General features: G+C 62.8%; 18 protein-coding genes. 12 read left to right on the top strand and 6 right to left on the bottom strand.

All coding sequences use genetic code 11. From position 1 onward, the window contains the following. Positions 1-391: 391 nt before the first annotated feature. Positions 392-514 carry a hypothetical protein gene (locus tag ACTJKL_RS12290; protein WP_013850378.1) on the bottom strand — a complete coding sequence of 41 codons (123 nt, stop codon included), beginning with the start codon at positions 512-514 and terminating at the stop codon, positions 392-394. Between the two features lie 354 nt (positions 515-868). On the opposite strand from ACTJKL_RS12290, the gene asnB reads away from it, so the two are divergent. The 4 genes from asnB to nadE are packed head-to-tail and all read left to right on the top strand — an operon-like array spanning position 869 to position 5,675. Beyond that, positions 869-2,806, top strand: coding sequence for an asparagine synthase (glutamine-hydrolyzing) (gene asnB, locus ACTJKL_RS12285; protein ID WP_440852970.1), 1,938 nt, complete (start codon positions 869-871; stop codon positions 2,804-2,806). 26 nt (positions 2,807-2,832) lie between these two features. Further along, positions 2,833-3,099 (top strand): acyl carrier protein, encoded by a 267-nt coding sequence (locus tag ACTJKL_RS12280; protein ID WP_010976177.1) that lies wholly within the window; start codon positions 2,833-2,835, stop codon positions 3,097-3,099. 27 nt (positions 3,100-3,126) lie between these two features. Then, positions 3,127-4,674, top strand: a complete 1,548-nt coding sequence (locus tag ACTJKL_RS12275; RefSeq protein ID WP_411923797.1) for a class I adenylate-forming enzyme family protein — start codon at positions 3,127-3,129, stop codon at positions 4,672-4,674. Further along, entirely contained in the window at positions 4,671-5,675 is a 1,005-nt protein-coding gene (gene nadE, locus ACTJKL_RS12270; RefSeq protein WP_440852969.1) for an NAD(+) synthase, read from the top strand. The genes ACTJKL_RS12275 and nadE overlap by 4 nt, the downstream gene beginning before the upstream one ends. Before the next feature lie 50 nt (positions 5,676-5,725). Here the strand turns inward: nadE and ACTJKL_RS12265 are convergent, their stop codons facing one another. Next, positions 5,726-5,905: a hypothetical protein gene (locus tag ACTJKL_RS12265; protein ID WP_014527798.1), complete on the bottom strand. Its 180-nt coding sequence runs from the start codon at positions 5,903-5,905 to the stop codon at positions 5,726-5,728. 547 nt (positions 5,906-6,452) lie between these two features. Here ACTJKL_RS12265 and ACTJKL_RS12260 point away from each other — a divergent pair. From ACTJKL_RS12260 to ACTJKL_RS12240, 5 genes are all read left to right on the top strand, one after another. After that, the gene (locus ACTJKL_RS12260) at positions 6,453-6,704 is read left to right on the top strand and encodes a YjiS-like domain-containing protein (RefSeq protein WP_275599363.1); all 252 of its coding nucleotides are present in this window, start codon (positions 6,453-6,455) and stop codon (positions 6,702-6,704) included. Between the two features lie 317 nt (positions 6,705-7,021). Next, complete coding sequence (gene minC, locus ACTJKL_RS12255; protein ID WP_324764599.1) at positions 7,022-7,771, top strand: septum site-determining protein MinC; 750 nt, start codon at positions 7,022-7,024, stop codon at positions 7,769-7,771. Between the two features lie 92 nt (positions 7,772-7,863). Further along, positions 7,864-8,679, top strand: a complete 816-nt coding sequence (gene minD, locus ACTJKL_RS12250) for a septum site-determining protein MinD (RefSeq protein WP_003526353.1) — start codon at positions 7,864-7,866, stop codon at positions 8,677-8,679. Beyond that, complete coding sequence (gene minE, locus ACTJKL_RS12245) at positions 8,676-8,939, top strand: cell division topological specificity factor MinE (protein WP_003526351.1); 264 nt, start codon at positions 8,676-8,678, stop codon at positions 8,937-8,939. Before minD ends, minE begins: the two co-directional genes overlap by 4 nt. Positions 8,940-9,318: 379 nt before the next feature. Continuing rightward, positions 9,319-9,789 (top strand): hypothetical protein, encoded by a 471-nt coding sequence (locus tag ACTJKL_RS12240; protein ID WP_411923794.1) that lies wholly within the window; start codon positions 9,319-9,321, stop codon positions 9,787-9,789. On the opposite strand, the gene ACTJKL_RS12235 is transcribed toward ACTJKL_RS12240, so the two are convergent. Further along, positions 9,779-10,438 (bottom strand): response regulator, encoded by a 660-nt coding sequence (locus ACTJKL_RS12235; RefSeq protein ID WP_102764556.1) that lies wholly within the window; start codon positions 10,436-10,438, stop codon positions 9,779-9,781. The two genes, ACTJKL_RS12240 and ACTJKL_RS12235, sit on opposite strands and share 11 nt — an antisense overlap. Continuing rightward, entirely contained in the window at positions 10,435-11,847 is a 1,413-nt protein-coding gene (locus ACTJKL_RS12230; RefSeq protein WP_379939076.1) for a sensor histidine kinase, read from the bottom strand. Before ACTJKL_RS12230 ends, ACTJKL_RS12235 begins: the two co-directional genes overlap by 4 nt. 275 nt (positions 11,848-12,122) lie before the next feature. Here ACTJKL_RS12230 and ACTJKL_RS12225 point away from each other — a divergent pair, with 275 nt between their 5' ends. The 3 genes from ACTJKL_RS12225 (at position 12,123) to ACTJKL_RS12215 (ending at position 14,704) form a co-directional block, all read left to right on the top strand. Next, positions 12,123-12,881, top strand: coding sequence for a hypothetical protein (locus tag ACTJKL_RS12225; RefSeq protein WP_411923793.1), 759 nt, complete (start codon positions 12,123-12,125; stop codon positions 12,879-12,881). 21 nt (positions 12,882-12,902) lie between these two features. After that, the gene (locus ACTJKL_RS12220; RefSeq protein ID WP_440852968.1) at positions 12,903-13,712 is read left to right on the top strand and encodes an EAL domain-containing protein; all 810 of its coding nucleotides are present in this window, start codon (positions 12,903-12,905) and stop codon (positions 13,710-13,712) included. Positions 13,713-13,972: 260 nt separating this feature from the next. Further along, the gene (locus ACTJKL_RS12215; protein WP_411923791.1) at positions 13,973-14,704 is read left to right on the top strand and encodes a L,D-transpeptidase; all 732 of its coding nucleotides are present in this window, start codon (positions 13,973-13,975) and stop codon (positions 14,702-14,704) included. A 137-nt stretch (positions 14,705-14,841) separates the two neighbouring features. On the opposite strand, the gene ACTJKL_RS12210 is transcribed toward ACTJKL_RS12215, so the two are convergent. Together ACTJKL_RS12210 and ACTJKL_RS12205 are read right to left on the bottom strand one after the other, a co-directional pair. After that, a complete protein-coding gene (locus ACTJKL_RS12210; protein ID WP_411923790.1) occupies positions 14,842-15,960 on the bottom strand; it encodes a GNAT family protein in 1,119 nt (372 codons plus the stop codon). Continuing rightward, positions 15,957-16,691 carry a N5-glutamine methyltransferase family protein gene (locus tag ACTJKL_RS12205; RefSeq protein ID WP_411923789.1) on the bottom strand — a complete coding sequence of 245 codons (735 nt, stop codon included), beginning with the start codon at positions 16,689-16,691 and terminating at the stop codon, positions 15,957-15,959. The genes ACTJKL_RS12210 and ACTJKL_RS12205 overlap by 4 nt, the downstream gene beginning before the upstream one ends. Positions 16,692-16,709 lie beyond the last annotated feature (18 nt).

Here is a 16,709-nt window from a genome sequence, read left to right as displayed (position 1 = left end):
GGCCCTGTGCGGCCACACCGAAAGGCCGAACATATGGAAGCAAGCGATCCGATCAAAAAATCTGCAAAAAACACTTGCAAGGGGGAGCCGTCCACATAAGGGATGAGGTCGGAGAGGGTGCGGTCTCTCGGCGGGTTTCATTGCGTCACAGGTTGATCATCCCCCGCATATTCGCAAGTGAAAGCTGTAGCAGTCGCACATCCCCGGTCCCTCATTCCTGTGCTTGTCACAGGAATCCAGCCAGACCAAGTCCTTGGGCTGAAGTGGCGCGCGGTCGGTACTCAAGGAATTCAAGCGTATCGCCATGCGTGCCGACAAAGCCGACCCGAGCGTCAACGCGAATATCCATCTCGCATCAGCCGTCATAAACTCGAAATGGATCTCAACAGGCCTAGATGGTCTGCAACGTCCAGGATGCCGCGCCGGCGATAAGCCCAAGGGCGAGGGCAATGGCGATCGCATATCTCATCATCTTCATCCGACGTGTCCGCTCGCCGGTCCAATCGTAGCTCATCATGTGCTCCGAGATGTGCAGCTCAAACGTTAAGATTGGACGCTTTTTCTTAACAAAATGGAAACTGCGCGGTTCCACGCCTTGAGGCCTGCAATGTGAAAGAACCTGGGCGGCGCGCGGTCCCGTTATCCATCCGTTAAGATTGGATGATTTGTTGATGCATCCCATTTTAGTAAAATAAGCATAAAAACGTATCAAAGTAAATGTGAATATTATGCGGGAAGGGATGCGGTGATTATTATTGAGGCCAAGAAGACAATTTACCATTATTGAAAAAAGCCCCGCTGATTAACTATTCTTGCCGGTATTCAGTCTATATTTAGGGTGTCATTGCGGGCGTGAGAGCGAATAGGCATGTGCGGATTCGGCGGGTATCTTGGTTCAATACGGGACGGTAAGCCCCTTCTCGAGAGGATGACGGCCGCGATCGGCCACCGCGGGCCGGATGAGCGTGGGATCTTCACCGTGCCGGGTGCGGGCCTCGGTCATGTTCGGCTGTCGATTGTGGGGCTTGGGGACGGCCAGCAGCCGATGTCCGATCCGAGCGGCGAGCTGACGATCGCCTTCAATGGCGAAATCTTCAACTATGTGGAGTTGCGCGATGACCTGCGCGCCAGGGGCCGCCGTTTCCGCACCTCCAGCGATACGGAGGTGATCCTCCATCTTTACGAAGAGATGGGCGCGGATTGTCTTTCCGTCCTCAACGGCGACTTCGCCTTTGCGATCTGGGACGCACGCCTACGCCGGATGGTGCTCGCGCGCGACCGCATGGGTGTGCGTCCACTGTTCCACACGTTGAAAGGCGGCACGCTCTATTTCGCATCCGAGGTCAAGGCGCTCCTCGAAGTTCCGGGGGTCTCCGCGGAGATCGACCCGATCGCGCTCGACCAGATATTCACCCTGTGGGCGCCGATCGCGCCGCGCACACCCTTCCGTAACATCCACGAGCTCGAGCCCGGGCATCTGATGATCGCCGATCAGAACGGCATCACGACACGGCCCTATTGGCAGCTCGATTATCCGGACCGCGACGAGCGCTCTGCCTACGCGGAGGAAAGCCGCGCTGCGGACGAACTGCGCGCGCTCCTGACGGACGCGACGCGGATCCGCATGCGGGCCGATGTGCCCGTCGGCGCCTATCTTTCCGGCGGCCTCGATTCGTCCATAATCTCGGCGTTGGCGGCTGGGATGACGTCCCAAGGCTTGCGCACCTTCTCCGTCACCTTCGACAGCGCGGAGCATGACGAAAGCGCATTCCAGGAGGAGATGGCAGCGGCACTCGGAACCGAGCACAGGGCTGTCGCATGCCGCGCCGGCGACATCGCCAGGGACTTTCCCGATGTCATCCGCTTTACGGAGAAGCCGATCATCCGCACGGCGCCCGCACCGCTCTACAAATTGTCCGGCCTGGTGCGGGAAGCGGGTCTGAAAGTTGTGCTGACGGGCGAGGGCGCCGACGAGGTGTTCGCCGGTTATGACATCTTCAAGGAAGCGCGCGTTCGCCGCTTCTGCGGCCGGCAGCCCGGCTCGCGCCTCAGGCCGCACCTCTTCCGCAAGCTCTACCCCTATCTGCCCGGTTTGCAGCAGCAGTCGGCCGAATATCTCGCCGCCTTTTTCGGCGCCGGCGACGTTGCCCTCGACGACCCGCTCTTTTCGCATCGACCACGCCTCAAAGGCACGGCGGCAACCAAGATGTTCTTCTCCTCGGACCTGCGCGCCGAACTCAAGGGTTATGATGCGGCGGAAGAATTGGTCAGTCGGCTCCCCGCCGCCTTCGGCCGCTGGCATCCGCTGCATCAGGTCCAGTATCTCGAAAGTCGCTTCCTGCTGCCCGGATATATTCTCTCGAGCCAGGGCGACCGCATGGCGATGGCACATGGGATCGAGGGCCGTTTCCCGTTCCTCGACCACCGCCTCGTCGAATTCGCCGCAAAGCTGCCGCCGGACATGAAACTCAGAGGGCTCGTCGAGAAGCATATCCTGCGCGAAGCGACGAAAGATCTGCTGCCGCCGGCGATCGGCCGGCGGACGAAGCAGCCCTATCGCGCTCCGGACAGCCACTCCTTCAGCGGCACGGGCGAACTCGATTACGTGCGGTCGGCCATGAGCGAGGACGCGGTCGCCGCCGGTGGGCTCTTCAACGCCAAAGCGGTAACGAAACTCTACCAGAAATGCCAGTCGCGCCCGGCCTCCGGTTTCCGCGACAATGCGGCCTTCGTCGGCGTCCTCTCGACGCAACTCTGGCTGCAGACATTCACCGGCACCAGCCTTCGCAAGGCTGAGGCCGCGTAAAAACCCTTGGAGAAAAGGATAGTGGAATGACCCAAGCGATTAAGGACAAGGTCAAGGCATTCGTCATCGAGAACTTTCTCTTCGGCGACAGCGCATACGAACTCGCCGACGACGCTTCGCTGATCGAGAACGACATCATCGATTCGACCGGCGTTCTGGAACTGGTGGCCTTCATCGAAGACGATTTCGGGATCGTGATGGCCGATGCCGACATCGTCCCGCAAAATCTCGACTCGCTCGCGCGGATTTCGGCGTTCATCGAAGCGAAAGCCGCCGTGCCGGTCTCGGCGTAAGCGGCGAAGGGCGGGGGCATCACCATCATGCGGTTCGAGCAATTCCTCATCAGGAACGCCGCGGCAAACGGGGCAAAGACGGCGCTGGTCACCGATCGCCGGCGGCTAGGCTATGCCGAACTCGACGATCTTTCGAGCCGCCTCGCCGCCGCTCTTGCCGAAAGCGGCGTGAAGCGGAACGACCGGGTTCTGGTCTTCATGGACAATTGCTGGGAGGCGGCCGTCGCGATCTTCGCGATCCTCAAGGTCGGTGCGACCTTCAGCCCGATCAATGCTTCGACCAAGGCGGACAAGCTTGCCTATATCGTCGCCGATTGCGAGGCGGCGGCTATCCTGACGCAGGCCAAGCTCATGCCGGTCGTTGCCGAGGCGCTGGCGCTTGCTCGGGGCCATGCGCCATTCGTCGCTTCGACCGCGGGTCCGGGGGGCCGCATACCGGACGGTGCCGCTTCCTTTGAGGAATGCCTGACGGTTGCGCCTGCGCCCGTCCGCCACGGCGGCATCGACGTCGACCTCGGCATGCTGATCTATACCTCGGGCTCGACGGGCCGTCCCAAGGGCGTGATGATGACGCATCGCAATATCGATGCGGCTTCGGAGTCGATCACCTCCTATCTCCAGAACACGCCTGACGACATCATCCTGAACGTGCTGCCGCTCGCCTTCGACTACGGGCTCTATCAGCTGCTGATGGCGATCCGGCTCGGCGCGACGCTCGTACTCGAAAAGTCATTCGCCTTCCCCCAGGCGATCTTCGACCGTATCCGGACCGAAGGGGTTACCGGCTTCCCGCTGGTGCCGACCATGGCGGCAATGATCCTGCAGATGCGTGACCTCGAACCCGGCTTCCTGCCGAGCCTTCGTTTTCTCTCCAACACCGCGGCAGCACTGCCGCCGGCGCATATCGCCCGCCTGAGAGAGCTTTTCCCGGGCGCCCGGCTCTATTCCATGTACGGACTGACGGAATGCAAGCGCTGCACCTATCTGCCGCCGGAAGAGCTCGACCGGCGGCCGGGTTCCGTCGGGATCGCGATACCGAACACCGAAGCCTTCGTGGTCGATGACGAGGGAAACCGGGTACCGCCCGGTGTACCTGGCGAACTGGTCATTCGCGGCCCGCATGTGATGCAGGGCTACTGGCGCAATGACGCCGCGACCGAGCGCATGCTCCGCCCCGGCCCTAATCCATGGGAAAAGGTGCTTCACACCGGTGACCTGTTCCGTACCGACGAGGAGGGTTTCCTCTATTTCGTCGGCCGCAAGGACGACATCATCAAGACGCGCGGCGAAAAGGTGGCGCCCAAGGAGGTCGAGACCGTGCTGCATGCGCATCCCGGAATTGCCGAGGCCGTGGTCATCGGTGTTCCCGATCCGGTGCTTGGGGCCGCGATCGGCGCTCTCGTCGTGTTGTCGGACCCGACGCTGACGGAGAAGGAAATCATCCGTCATTGCAGCCGCCATCTCGAAGATTTCATGGTGCCGAAGATCGTCGAATTCCGCACCGAATTGCCGAAGACGGATACAGGAAAAGTCAGCCGCCGGCTTGCGGCCGAAACATTGGAGCCCGCAGAATGAATATCCGACCGGACCAGAACAGGCTCGTCTTCTCGGCCGACACGTTGAAAATCGACGAAGCTGCGGAAGCCGAGCGTATATCCGCCGGATTGCGGGCCCAGCTGCGCAGCCTGCGCAAACGCGGCCTCGTCCTCGGCCTTTCCGGCGGCATCGATTCGAGCGTCTCGGTCGCACTGGCAGTGCGCGCCGTCGGTGCGAAGAACGTCTTCTGTCTCTTCATGCCGGAAAAGGATTCCGATCCGGAAAGCCTGCACCTCGGCCGGCTGGTCGCCGAGACGTTCGGTGTAGAGGCGGTGGTCGAGGACATCGGACCGACGCTCGACGCCATGGGCTGCTATCGGCGGCGTGACGCCTTCATTCGCGAACTCGTCCCCGATTACGGGCCGGGCTGGGCGTCGAAGATCGTCATCGCCAATGCGCTCGAAGGCGACGGCTACAACATTTCCTCGCTCGTGGTGCAGGACCCCGAGGGGAAGCAGACGAAGCTGCGCATGCCGCCTTCCGTCTATCTCGGCATCGTCGCCGCGACGAACATGAAGCAGCGCACCCGCAAGCAGATCGAATACTACCATGCCGACCGGCTGAACTTTGCCGTGCTCGGCACGCCGAACAGGCTGGAATACGATCAGGGCTTCTTCGTCAAGAACGGCGATGGCGCGGCGGACGTCAAGCCGATCGCCCATCTTTACAAGTCGCAGGTCTATGCGCTTGCCGGTTATCTCGGCGTTCCCGAGGAAATCCGGCGCCGGCCGCCGACCACCGACACCTATTCGCTCGAGCAGACGCAGGAAGAGTTCTATTTCTCGCTGCCTTATGACCGAATGGATCTGTGCCTCTTCGGCCTCAACAACGGGCTCAGCGCCGACAAGGTCGGACGCGCGGCAAATCTAGACGCGGCTCAGGTCGAGCGCGTCTGGGCGGATATTGCCGCCAAGCGCAAGGCCACGCGCTACCTGCATCTCGGGCCGCAGCTGGTGCAGCCGGTCGAGGAGATCGAGTAAGAATCCGATCGCACGCCCCGTCCTTAAACGGGGCGTGCGATCGGCCGGCTTTATTGAGAAGGTGCAGGTGTCGTCGGTGCCGGTGCCGGTTCTGTGGGCGCGGGCTCCGTCGTCGCCGGGGGAGTCGTTTCGGTCGCCGGGGGCGTTTCAGCCGTCCCTGGCATGAAGAATATGACCGCGAGAATGATAATCGCGAGCACGATAATGCCAATGATAACGTTGCGGTTCATGGTGTTTTCTCCGCTGCTGACGATCATCTTCGATCGACTGCACGACGGCGAGTAGATAAGCGGCCGCCATGCGTTCAACCGGAGATGCGCCGTTAGCGTAACATGAGTCTCGCCAAGCAATAATAGATGCAGTTGAACGACGTGCCTTGCCGCACGGATGCGCCTTCTCATGGGAAGACTGTTGTATTCCCGCAACAGGGATGAAGCGCCGATTGCAATTCGAAATTGAGTGCTTGCCGATCGGCCTGTCTCGTGCGAGGATCATCTCATCCGCAATTCAAATCAGAGGAGGCGTAAGATGAATTCCAATCTCGTGTTTGTGCGCCTCTGTGGCGGAACGGCTATCGTGCCTTCGATGCGACGCGCATCTGGCTTCAGCCGCTACTGATCTGAGGCTCACAAGCCCGCATCTCCGCCATTTGGCGCTTCCCTTTTAACTGACGTGACCGGCTGACGGGACAATTGTTCGCATTGTTTCGTTCCGCATCCGCACGTCTTCTGATCCTCGAAAGGACCTGGCTGCATCACCGCGCCGGGACGGACAGTCATGCGTGAACCACAAGCAATAGTTGTCGAACCCCTCGCGGCGGCGGCCGATGAGCTTTACCGCAAATTCGGCGTCTGGAAGACCGCACGGGCACTGATGTCGGCCGCATGGAGGCGCCATCAGGCGCAAAACCAGATCTCTCACCTGTCGAATCGGATGCGCCGCGATATCGGCCTTCCGGAGGCGGAGGAGGAATTTCCCATCTGGGACATAGACGCCTTCATCCAGGCCAGGGCAAGGCATCCGGATTGATCTGGAGGCAAACCTGAGAAGTGCGGGGGGAGAGGTTCGCAGGGTCTCTCTCCCCCCGATTACGGGGCAGCGGTCAATTCTTCCCGCATGGGCATCCCGCCTTCGTCAGCCCTGTGCAAGCTCCCCTCGTCACCATGCTGCCTAGAACTGGTCGCCGGTTCCGTCGAGTCTCATCTTGGACAGACGGTCTCGCGCGTGACGGAAACTTCACGTCGTGCAGGGGCGAAACGGACCGAAGATCAGGCAAAGAAGGAGGCCCGGTTAACTGTTTGTTAACCATGGCTCGCCTACATCTTGGCAACCAAAAATTAACGAAGATGACCAAAGTGCTAACAGACGCTCGCTCGATCCGCATCAAGGGCCGCTCCTTCCTGGCGCTGGTGCTTTCCCCGGAACTGCCGCTCGACTGGTGGCTTGGCCGGCTCGATGACCTCGCTTCGCGTTCGGCGGGCTTCTTCCTGGGGCGCCCGGTGGTGCTCGATGTGGCGGATCTCGAGATCGACCGGAAACAGTTGAAGAGCCTGCTCGACGAGCTCGGCCAGCGCAATGTCAGGGTCATGGGGATCGAAGGCGGACGTCCCTCGCTTTTCGAGCCGGGGATGCCGCCTGCCATGAAGGGCGGCCGTCCGGCTCCCGATTTCGAAGTGCCCGAGGCCGATCCGGCCGATCCGCCGAAGGCCGGCAAGGGAAAGGCCGCTGCGCCGATTACGTCGGAGGACGTTCAGCCGGTTCGGGCGACGGCATCGATCATCGTCCGGGAACCGGTTCGGTCCGGACAGTCGGTCATCTTCCCGGAAGGGGACGTGACGGTGGTCGGCTCCGTCGCATCCGGCGCGGAGATCGTCGCAGGAGGTTCAGTCCATATCTACGGGACGCTCCGAGGGCGGGCGCTGGCAGGCTCGGTCGGAAACGCGTCTGCGCGCATCTTCTGCCGCCGGCTCGAAGCGGAACTGCTGGCAATCGACGGCGTCTACAAGACGGCCGAGGATATGGCCCCCAATCTGCGCGGGCAGTCGGTCCAGCTGTGGCTGGAAGGCGATTCGATCATGGCAGAAAGACTGAACTGAGCCGGTCGCCGGCTGATTTATAGAATTAGAGCGGGGATGCGGGCGGAAACCGCTCACAGTTTTCCTCCCGCTCTGACAACAGGAGCGGGAAGATGGCGAAAGTAGTTGTAGTTACATCTGGAAAGGGCGGCGTCGGCAAGACGACGTCAACCGCCGCACTGGGTGCGGCGCTGGCGCAGCGCAACGAGAAAACGGTCGTCGTCGATTTTGACGTCGGGCTGCGCAATCTCGACCTCGTCATGGGCGCCGAGCGCCGGGTCGTCTACGACCTCGTCAACGTGATCCAGGGCGACGCGAAGCTGCCGCAGGCGCTGATCCGCGACAAACGGCTCGACACCCTCTTCCTGCTGCCGGCATCGCAGACCCGCGACAAGGACAGCCTGACCCCCGAGGGCGTCGAGCGGGTGATGGAAGAGCTCAAGAAACACTTCGACTGGATCATTTGCGACAGCCCGGCCGGGATTGAGCGCGGCGCGACGCTCGCGATGCGCCACGCCGACCTCGCCGTCATCGTCACCAATCCGGAAGTCTCATCGGTCCGCGACTCCGATCGCATCATCGGCCTGCTCGATGCCAAGACCGAAAGGGCAGAGCGCGGAGAGCGGGTCGAGAAGCACCTGCTGCTGACGCGCTACGACGCCGTCCGCGCCGAGCGGGGCGACATGCTCAAGGTCGATGACGTTCTCGAGATCCTGTCGATCCCGCTCATCGGAATCGTTCCCGAAAGCATGGACGTTCTCAAGGCTTCCAACCTCGGTGCCCCGGTGACGCTCGCCGACAGCAGCAGCGCTCCGGCACGCGCCTATCTGGATGCCGCGCGCCGCCTTGCGGGGGAAACGGTGCCGATGACCATTCCCGGCGAGAAGCGCGGCTTCCTGGGCAAGATATTCGGACGGAGGGCAGCATGAGCATTTTCCGTTTCTTCAGCAAGCAGACCTCGGCGCCGACGGCGCGCGAGCGCCTGCAGGTGCTGCTGGCACATGAGCGGGCGTCGGTCGGCCAGTCGGACCTCGTTGCGGTGCTCCGGGAAGAAATTCTCGCGGTCATCGCCAAGCATGTCCAGGTCGACCGCGACAAGGTTAACGTCACGATGGAACGCGGCGAGCACGTCACCACGCTCGAAGTCGACATCGAGATACCGATGAAGGCGGGCGTGCGGGCGGCCTGAGCCGGCCGCAGCGGCACCATGGTCCGGCCAGGTTGCGCGAATGGCAACCGGATGGATATCCCTTCCTGCAGCCTCTCGTTCGGGAGGCTGCAGTACGGCTTTCGCCTGGCCACCGCGCCCCGTCGTCGGACTTTCGTCCGAATCACATCGGACGATCGTCCGACCGGCGAAAGCGAAACGTCTGAGACACCCCGATTGCAGTTGACGCACCGGTCAGGCCGTGACCAAAGATGGCGCAACAGCCGGCGAAAGCGAGTGTCGGGCTTTCCCGGTGGACTGTTGTCGGGTCGGCGGCGACGCCGACGATCGGTGATAGCGTCAAGGCATTCGCGAGACCGCGATCAGGCGCATCCCGGTAAAACTCTTCAGGAGGAGCGTGATGGTCACGCGTCGAAACTTTCTTGCAGCACTGTGCTGGGTTTCGGTCGGCCTTCCCATCGCCGTATCGCCTTACAAAATCGCGCTGTCGGGCTCAGGCATCGAACTGGAACCGCAATCCGCTCTCGCCAAGGGAGGTGGTAGCGGCGGCGGGCGCGGCGGTGGCGGCGGTGGCGGCGGCGGACGAGGCGGTGGCAACGGCGGCGGAAGAGGCGGTGGCAACGGCGGTGGAAACGGGGGCGGCGGCGGAAACGGTAAGGGCGGCGGCAATTCGAATTCCGGCCGGGCAAGCGGAAAAGCAACGACGTCCGTGGAAGGGGGCGGCTCCGTCTTGCGCGTACGTCACCGGGACGGCATCAGCGAGGTGATCGAAGGCGCCCGTTATATCATGAAGGATTCGCGCGGGCGCACTATTGTCAACCGGCGTGCAACGTCGGCCGACCGGAAACGGCTTCTGTCCTTCATTGACTGACAGGACGCCAGTCGAGCGCGTCGCGCAGTACCATGGCGGCCTCCGTCCGGTTGGCGACGTCAAGCTTCGCCATGATCTGCGTCATGTGATGTTTCACCGTTTTCTCGTGCAGATCGAGCTTCCGGGCAATCTGCTTGTTGCTCATTCCCGATGCGACGAGGTGCAGGACCTCCTGTTCGCGCCGCGTCAGCTCGGCAACGAGGTTGGATTTGGCCGGTGCGGGATTGGCCAGCTGGCCCGTCAGCAGCTTGGCGGAAAGGGTGGGGGCGACATAGCTCTCGCCTGAGGCGACAGTGCGAATGACGTCCGCCAGCGCCCTCGCACCGATCCCCTTGAGAAGGTAACCTTTCGCGCCTTCCTTGAGAGCTGCAGCGACGTCGTCATTCGCCTCGGAAACGGTCAGCATGACGATCTTTTGTGAGGGCGCGACGCTCAGGATTGCCGGAATGGCGTTCAGCCCGCCGCCCGGCATGGAGATGTCGAGCAGCATCACATCAGGGTTGAAATTTTGCGCGATCGCGATCGCCTCGTCCCGCGACCCGCCTTCGGCAACGACCTCGAACCCGTCGATCTCCGACAGGCTCCGTGTCACACCCTCCCTGAACAAGGGGTGGTCATCGACCACGGCTACTCGAATTCCCGTCATCATGCCTGCTCCGTTTCCTCAAAACCGATCGACATCCGGACAATCGTGCCGGGCGCGTTGGGGTTGATCTCGAATGTTCCGCCGAGGCTCTCGACCCGGCCTTCAAGGCCCGCGAGGCCGAGGCTCGTCGGCCGTACGTCTTTGGGGTCGAACCCCGGCCCGCCGTCTGCAACCTCGACGGTAACCTTGTCACCCTTCGTGCTCTGCGTCACGCGCTGCGCGATGCCGCCGCCGTGCCGGTAGGCATTGTTAAGCGCTTCCTGCACGAAACGGTATATGCAGATCTTCGCCGATGCCGAAAGGCGCTCGGGCGGGTCGGTCATCGACAACTCCACGGTGGTTCCCGTTCGTTGTTCATGGGCGTGGACGCAGCGCTCCAGAATTTTCCTCAGGCCGGCGGTCTCTATCTGCGGCAGGACCAGCCCGCTGCACAGCGTTCTGATCTCGTTCATCGCCTCGTCGAGGCTGCCCTTGATGGCGGCGATCTCACGCTCGCGCAGTTCGGCGGGCGTCTTGGGGCTGACAAGCTTGTTGCTGTCCAGTCGCAGCGAAGCATAGGCCACGAGTTGCGCCGGCCCGTCATGCAGATCGGCGCCGATCCGCCGCAGCAGGGTCTCGTTCAGCGCGGTCGCTCGCTGGGAGGCCTGGCGCAGGCGCCCGCGCAGTGTCTCGTTCTGCGCAAGCAGCGCCGAAAGCTCGTCGACGCGCTGCGCAAGCGCATGGCGCTGCTTCTCTATCGTTCTGCTGCCGCGCAGGACGATGGCCGAAAGGGCGATGAAGAAGGCGAGCGTGAAGCCGGCAACGGCGAGCCACGTGTGAAGCCTCGCCCGATTGAGGCTCTGCTCGAATTCGTCGGCAATCTCGTGGAATTCCGAGACGGCGACCACCTCGCCGGACCAGGGTTGGAGAAGGGGATTGTAGATCTCCAGGAGAGGACTGCTCGAAAGGCGCTCCGTCTCGCCGTCGGCCTCGTCGAGAGGCATGAAACGAGCGACCATGCCGCCGTCGAATGCCGCCGTCAGCTCCGGACCCAGCTCATACTTCTGACCGACCATGGCCTTGTCGCTCGAATAGAGAACCGTGCCGTCGGCACGCCAGAGGCGAAATGAAGCAAGCCGATCACCCAAAGCGCCCTGCCCAAGCGTTTCGTCAAGCGCCCGTGCCACCGAATCGTCGAGCACCTGCGTCGTTTGCATGTCGGGCAGAAGCGGCGCAATCACGCTGTCGACATAGAGCGCCGTGGTGGCCGCGGAGTTGCGCGTCACGGCGTCCTCTATAAGGCTCGTCACGAAGGCGCCGACGACGAGCATCGCCGCGGCGGCTACAGAGCCACCGATAATGAGGAACTGCTTCGCCAGCGGCTGAGAGTTCCACCGTCTGATGAGGGCGTCGACGTGCACGAGAGATCTCACGATGGCCCGCTCAATTCGTCGCCGGCACTGCTGCGTTCTTTGCAACCGCCAAATTAGCATTTCCGGCCGGCCGGTCAACGCGCGCCATCCCTTACCCCTTGGTCATAGCGCATCTTGGGACTTTTGACGACCGAGCCCACGGACCTAAGTCCAATCAACCGGCGCATTGGTCCGGCGGCGGTGGAACCCGCACCAGTTGCACGCTATCGCTTAATCAATTGAAGCAGAAAATCGGCCGCAGCAACAACGGCCGCGACTTTCGATAGGAGGCCCTCATGCCTATTTCCAAATTCGTCGGACGAGGTCTTATTGCGCTGGCGCTCGCAGGCGCTCCCCTGGCGGGCCTTGCACCCGGCATGTCGGACATCGCATTCGCCAAGGGCGGCAATGGCAACGGTGGCGGCAATGGTGGCGGCGGCAACGGCAATGGCGGCGGCAATGGCGGGGGCCACGGCAATGGCGGCGGCCACGGTAAGAGCGGAAGCCACGGCAATAGCGGAAGCCACGCGAAGGCCCGATCCGATTCGGGCAGATCGGGCGGCGAGCGCGCGGGCACGCCGCGCTTCCTCCAGGACCTGTTCAAGCACGGCAGGAAGACCGGAAAAGCGGCGCACGGCAAGTCCGGGAAGTCCGGTAAGGTAGTAAAGGCCAGGGTGACGGAAACGGCTGTCCCGACGCCGAAGCCCAAGAATCCGCAGGCCGAAACGGCAAAGCTGAGCTCGCTCGGCCGGAACTATCACGCCTACCTGAACTCGAACGATCCGCGAATGGCGGCAATCTCCGCCTATGCGATCGCCTATGCAGAGTTCGAGGCGGAGTTCGGCTCGGACGTCATCCCGACCGATCCGGCTCTCAGCGATGAAGCGCTGCGCGAGGCGATTGCAAGCTTCACGAATGGCGGCGAAGTGACGGATGCGACACTTGAGGACGTCAAGGAAACGCTTGGCGTCGGATCGTCCGTCGGGAAGATAGACGATATTCGTGAGCACCTTCTCGACACGACGCCCGATGAGGACGTCGTGATCGAAGACTGACCGAGCGAGGCGCGTCGCCGGATGGAACATCTGAGAAGATTCGACCGTGTCGTCGGCGCCGTGACCCAAGCGATGCGGGAGGGACGGATAGGCTTCTCGCTGCAACAGGTCAATGCGGTCGGCGATACGGGCGAGGTGCTCTATTCGGAATGCCTAGGCAGACTCGTAGAACGTGACGGAGCGGTCAGGACGAGCGAGGAATTCACGGCTTTTCTCGAAGCGTCGGGACGCGTTGCGTCATTCGATCGATACATGCTCGGTCTCGCATTCGAGTGGCTCGACTGCAATCCGTCAGGCGTGTTGGGTTGCGATATCTCGGCCGGGAACATTCTCGACGAGAACACTTGGTCGGAACTCTACGATCTGCTTTCGCGAAATCGGGAAATGGCCTCGCGCCTGGTTCTCGAGATAACGGAGTGCCTGCCGCTGGCCACCCTGCCGATGGCGGCGGAGTTCATCGAAGGCGCGCGCGAAGTGGGCTACAGAATCGCCCTGGACAGTTTCGGGACGGGTCACTCGACGCCGGAATCGCTGTTGTCCATTCCCGTCGACATCGTGAAACTGGACGCATTCTTCATCGGCCGCGGCCAGGGCGGGGGCAAGGGGTTCCTCCATCATTTGGTGGGGCTCGCTTCCTGCGTTGCGCCGACGGTGGTCGTCGACGGCATCGAGACCTACGGACAGCTCGAAGCCGTCAAAAAGGCCGGCGCAACGCATGTGCAGGGCTTCCTTCTGTCCGAGCCGACGCTGTACCCGGTCTATTGCGGCCAGCCCGCGCCGCTGCCGGCCGCCATACGCAGATCTGCGGGATCGCGGCAGCTGCATTCCTAGGCACGATGCTTTCAGGTCGGGTCGGCTAGAAGCATAAACGTGATCAAATCCAGGAATAGAGCGGAATGCGGGCGCAAAACCGCACACACCTCACCCCTCCGGCTGGCAGGCTGCCGACTTCGTCACTTCTAAATCTCCGACGACCCTCCGCGCGATGCTTGCAGATATCGAACATGTGATTGGCCGTGAGTTTGGCAATCCAGGCGAGTCGGCTACACGTCTACACGCGACCCCCTTTTCTCTCTTCGTACCTGCTTGAGATGTTTAGCAAAATTCAATTACGACGACGCACGCTTCTTCTGGGAGCGATTTCCGCAACGGCAGCCGTCGCGGGGTGCTCGACCTCTGCGCCGCAAGCGCAGCGCGCCCCCGTGCCGCGTCTGGTGAGCCGCCCGATCGGGCTGGCGAGCGATGCCGAACTGGAAGCCAGATATGCTGCCGTCGAAGACGGCGGGCATTTCATTCCGGCAGTTCCCTATAGGGAGATGGATCCGAAATATTTGCGCCAGCGGGTGCAGGACCCCACCGGCGAACCGGCGGGGACGGTCGTCGTAGACACGCCCGGGCGGTTCCTCTACCTCATCGAGCCCGGCGGAACGGCGATGCGCTACGGCGTCGGAATTGGGCGCGAGGGCTTCGCCTGGCAGGGCGAAGGGATCATACACTGGCGCCAGCCCTGGCCCCGGTGGAAGCCTCCGGCCGATATGATCGCCCGCCGGCCGGAACTCGAAAAATACTCCGTCGAAAATGGCGGCATGGCCCCCGGCATTGACAATCCCTTGGGTGCCCGTGCGCTCTACATCTTCCAGAACGGGCAGGACACGCTGTACCGTCTGCACGGCACGCCGGAATGGAAATCGATCGGCAAGGCAGTTTCGTCAGGGTGCGTTCGGCTGGTGAACCAGGACGTCATCGATCTTTACAAGCGTGTACCCTATCACGCCCCGATCGTCGTCTATCAAAAGCCTCTCGCCGAGCAGCTTCAGGTCTAGGGCTGTTCAGATCCGGCATACCCGCCGCGGTTGTTTGATGATTTTAGGCCGACCCGGCCTGAAATCATCGTGATTTAGAGCACTTCGAACGGCGCATTCCCGGACGCAAGACCACTCTGCGCCTTCTTGGAAGTGCTTTAGATCCGGTTAAACGTCCCGCCGATCAGCCGGCTCCAGTGTTCCCCCGCCAGCCCGTTGATGAACCCTCGTGCGTGACGGAAAGCGTCGACGAGTTCCTCCTCGCGGGAGTGGACGACGGTCGAGGCGGCATGGACGAAGCCGATACGGCGGCCCATCATGGCCTCAAGCAGCGCCGGCTGGGTTCGACCGCGAACCGCAGCGGCTCCGCGCGCGGCCGCGTGCTCTATCAGGCAGTCGAGGATCGGCCCGGCCTGTCCCGGCTGGGCGAGGACCTGGAGAACCCTGGCAGTTCCGCCGGGCTGCAGGTGGTAGAAAAACGCTCCGACGGGCGCACCACTTCGCGTTCTGACGGCCGCAAGCACCGGCTCGCCGAATTCCGGCTTCTTCTCCGCGTCTTCGAGGATATGGTCTAGCTGGCCCTCGGTCCAGGCCGGCTGCACGGCAAACTGCCTGGTCAAGGGGGCGAAGAGCTCGGCGAAGCCATGCCGGTCGATGTCGGCGACCTGCAGCGGTCCTTGGGTGGCGGCCTCGGGCACGCCCGACCAGCGCAGCTCGCCGCGTCGCAACTTTCCGCGATGGCGGCGATCGAATGCATGAGCCAGCGGCCGGAGTGCGCGGGCGGGACCGAACCGGCTCGCGACGAGATCGACGCCGAACGATGCCGGCCGGATGACGCGTATCCAGTCGAGGCTGTATTGCGGCAGCACGACTCCCCGCAGCTTCGTCCACATCTGCGTCGAAACTTCGCTCGCCGTTTCGCTGAAGGAAAGGTCCTGCGGTCCTGCAAGGAACGCTTTCAGCAGCCGCGCGCCGGCCATCGGATCGCTTTCGCGGCCTTCGACCATCAGCGAGCCGCAGATGGCGGCGCGCAATGCCCTGCCGCGATACGTCATGGCCAGAGTGTTCGCTCCGACGAAGCCGGAAATCCGGCCGCCATCGTTGGTATACACGAGCGGGCGGATTTCCGGGTCGTTGCCCGGGGCATCGATATAGAGTTGCCGAAGATATTCGATGAACGCAGGCGGCGGCTCCTCCGCGCTGTTGCGGAAGACCTTCTGGAAGAGCCGCGCGACAGCCGGAATATCCTCGGCCGCGAGCGAACGGATGTCGCTCATCTGTCCGCCCCGTCAGCCGCGGCGGCTGCCGCTGCACCGCCCAGCCTGCGCGCCAGTGCGACTCGCGGCTTTCCGGCCGAGTCCTCGGCGAATGTCACTGCCTCATAGGCCTTCGTTCGGGCGAGAAGCGCCGTGGCCTGGCGATCCTGTCCCTCTCCGAACTCGAAGAGAAGCCAGCCGCCCGGCTTGAGGAAGGCGGCGGCTTCGCGGATCAGCCGCTGATGGATGGATATGCCGTAGGGCCCGCCGTCGAACGCCTCCCGCGGCTCGCTTGCGAGAAGATGCGCGCTGTCGCCTTCCAGGCGGGATGTCGAGATATAGGGGGGGTTGCAGACGATCATGTCGACGGCGCCCGCGAGGTCCTCTCCCGCGAGGGCCGCGAACAGGTCGCCCTGGCGGATGACGACGCGCTCTCCAAGCGAGAGTCGCTCGACATTGCGCCGCGCAAGCGCGACCGTGCTGTCGGTTAGGTCTGCAGCCCAGACACGCGCGAGCGGCACCTCCGCGGCGATCCCCAGAGCGAGATTCCCGGATCCGCAGCACATGTCGATCACGGTCGCCGGTCCGGCGCGCTCGCTCAGGATCGCTGCGGCGTTCCGCCCGAGGAGTTCCGTCTCCTCCCTCGGCACGAGCACGTCCGGCGCCAGTTCGAGGTCGACGCCCATGAATCGTACGAGCCGTGGCGCGCGACCCTCGGTCCGGCCGTCAAGATGATTGTCGCCCTGCAGCACGAAGGCTCCTTCGGTTAT

Source organism: Sinorhizobium sp. 22678 (genome assembly GCF_052044265.1).
GTDB lineage: Bacteria > Pseudomonadota > Alphaproteobacteria > Rhizobiales > Rhizobiaceae > Sinorhizobium > Sinorhizobium meliloti_A.
The sequence above is the reverse complement of the archived record's forward strand: the minus strand, read 5'-3'. Positions and strand labels throughout refer to the sequence as shown.

Excerpts from the sequence above, each read along its gene's own strand:
- ACTJKL_RS12290 (WP_013850378.1), bottom strand. The coding sequence starts at position 514 with ATGAGCTACGATTGGACCGGCGAGCGGACACGTCGGATGAAGATGATG.
- asnB (WP_440852970.1), top strand. The coding sequence starts at position 869 with ATGTGCGGATTCGGCGGGTATCTTGGTTCAATACGGGACGGTAAGCCC.
- ACTJKL_RS12280 (WP_010976177.1), top strand. The coding sequence starts at position 2,833 with ATGACCCAAGCGATTAAGGACAAGGTCAAGGCATTCGTCATCGAGAAC.
- ACTJKL_RS12275 (WP_411923797.1), top strand. The coding sequence starts at position 3,127 with ATGCGGTTCGAGCAATTCCTCATCAGGAACGCCGCGGCAAACGGGGCA.
- nadE (WP_440852969.1), top strand. The coding sequence starts at position 4,671 with ATGAATATCCGACCGGACCAGAACAGGCTCGTCTTCTCGGCCGACACG.
- ACTJKL_RS12265 (WP_014527798.1), bottom strand. The coding sequence starts at position 5,905 with ATGAACCGCAACGTTATCATTGGCATTATCGTGCTCGCGATTATCATT.
- ACTJKL_RS12260 (WP_275599363.1), top strand. The coding sequence starts at position 6,453 with ATGCGTGAACCACAAGCAATAGTTGTCGAACCCCTCGCGGCGGCGGCC.
- minC (WP_324764599.1), top strand. The coding sequence starts at position 7,022 with ATGACCAAAGTGCTAACAGACGCTCGCTCGATCCGCATCAAGGGCCGC.
- minD (WP_003526353.1), top strand. The coding sequence starts at position 7,864 with ATGGCGAAAGTAGTTGTAGTTACATCTGGAAAGGGCGGCGTCGGCAAG.
- minE (WP_003526351.1), top strand. The coding sequence starts at position 8,676 with ATGAGCATTTTCCGTTTCTTCAGCAAGCAGACCTCGGCGCCGACGGCG.
- ACTJKL_RS12240 (WP_411923794.1), top strand. The coding sequence starts at position 9,319 with ATGGTCACGCGTCGAAACTTTCTTGCAGCACTGTGCTGGGTTTCGGTC.
- ACTJKL_RS12235 (WP_102764556.1), bottom strand. The coding sequence starts at position 10,438 with ATGATGACGGGAATTCGAGTAGCCGTGGTCGATGACCACCCCTTGTTC.
- ACTJKL_RS12225 (WP_411923793.1), top strand. The coding sequence starts at position 12,123 with ATGCCTATTTCCAAATTCGTCGGACGAGGTCTTATTGCGCTGGCGCTC.
- ACTJKL_RS12220 (WP_440852968.1), top strand. The coding sequence starts at position 12,903 with ATGGAACATCTGAGAAGATTCGACCGTGTCGTCGGCGCCGTGACCCAA.
- ACTJKL_RS12215 (WP_411923791.1), top strand. The coding sequence starts at position 13,973 with ATGTTTAGCAAAATTCAATTACGACGACGCACGCTTCTTCTGGGAGCG.
- ACTJKL_RS12210 (WP_411923790.1), bottom strand. The coding sequence starts at position 15,960 with ATGAGCGACATCCGTTCGCTCGCGGCCGAGGATATTCCGGCTGTCGCG.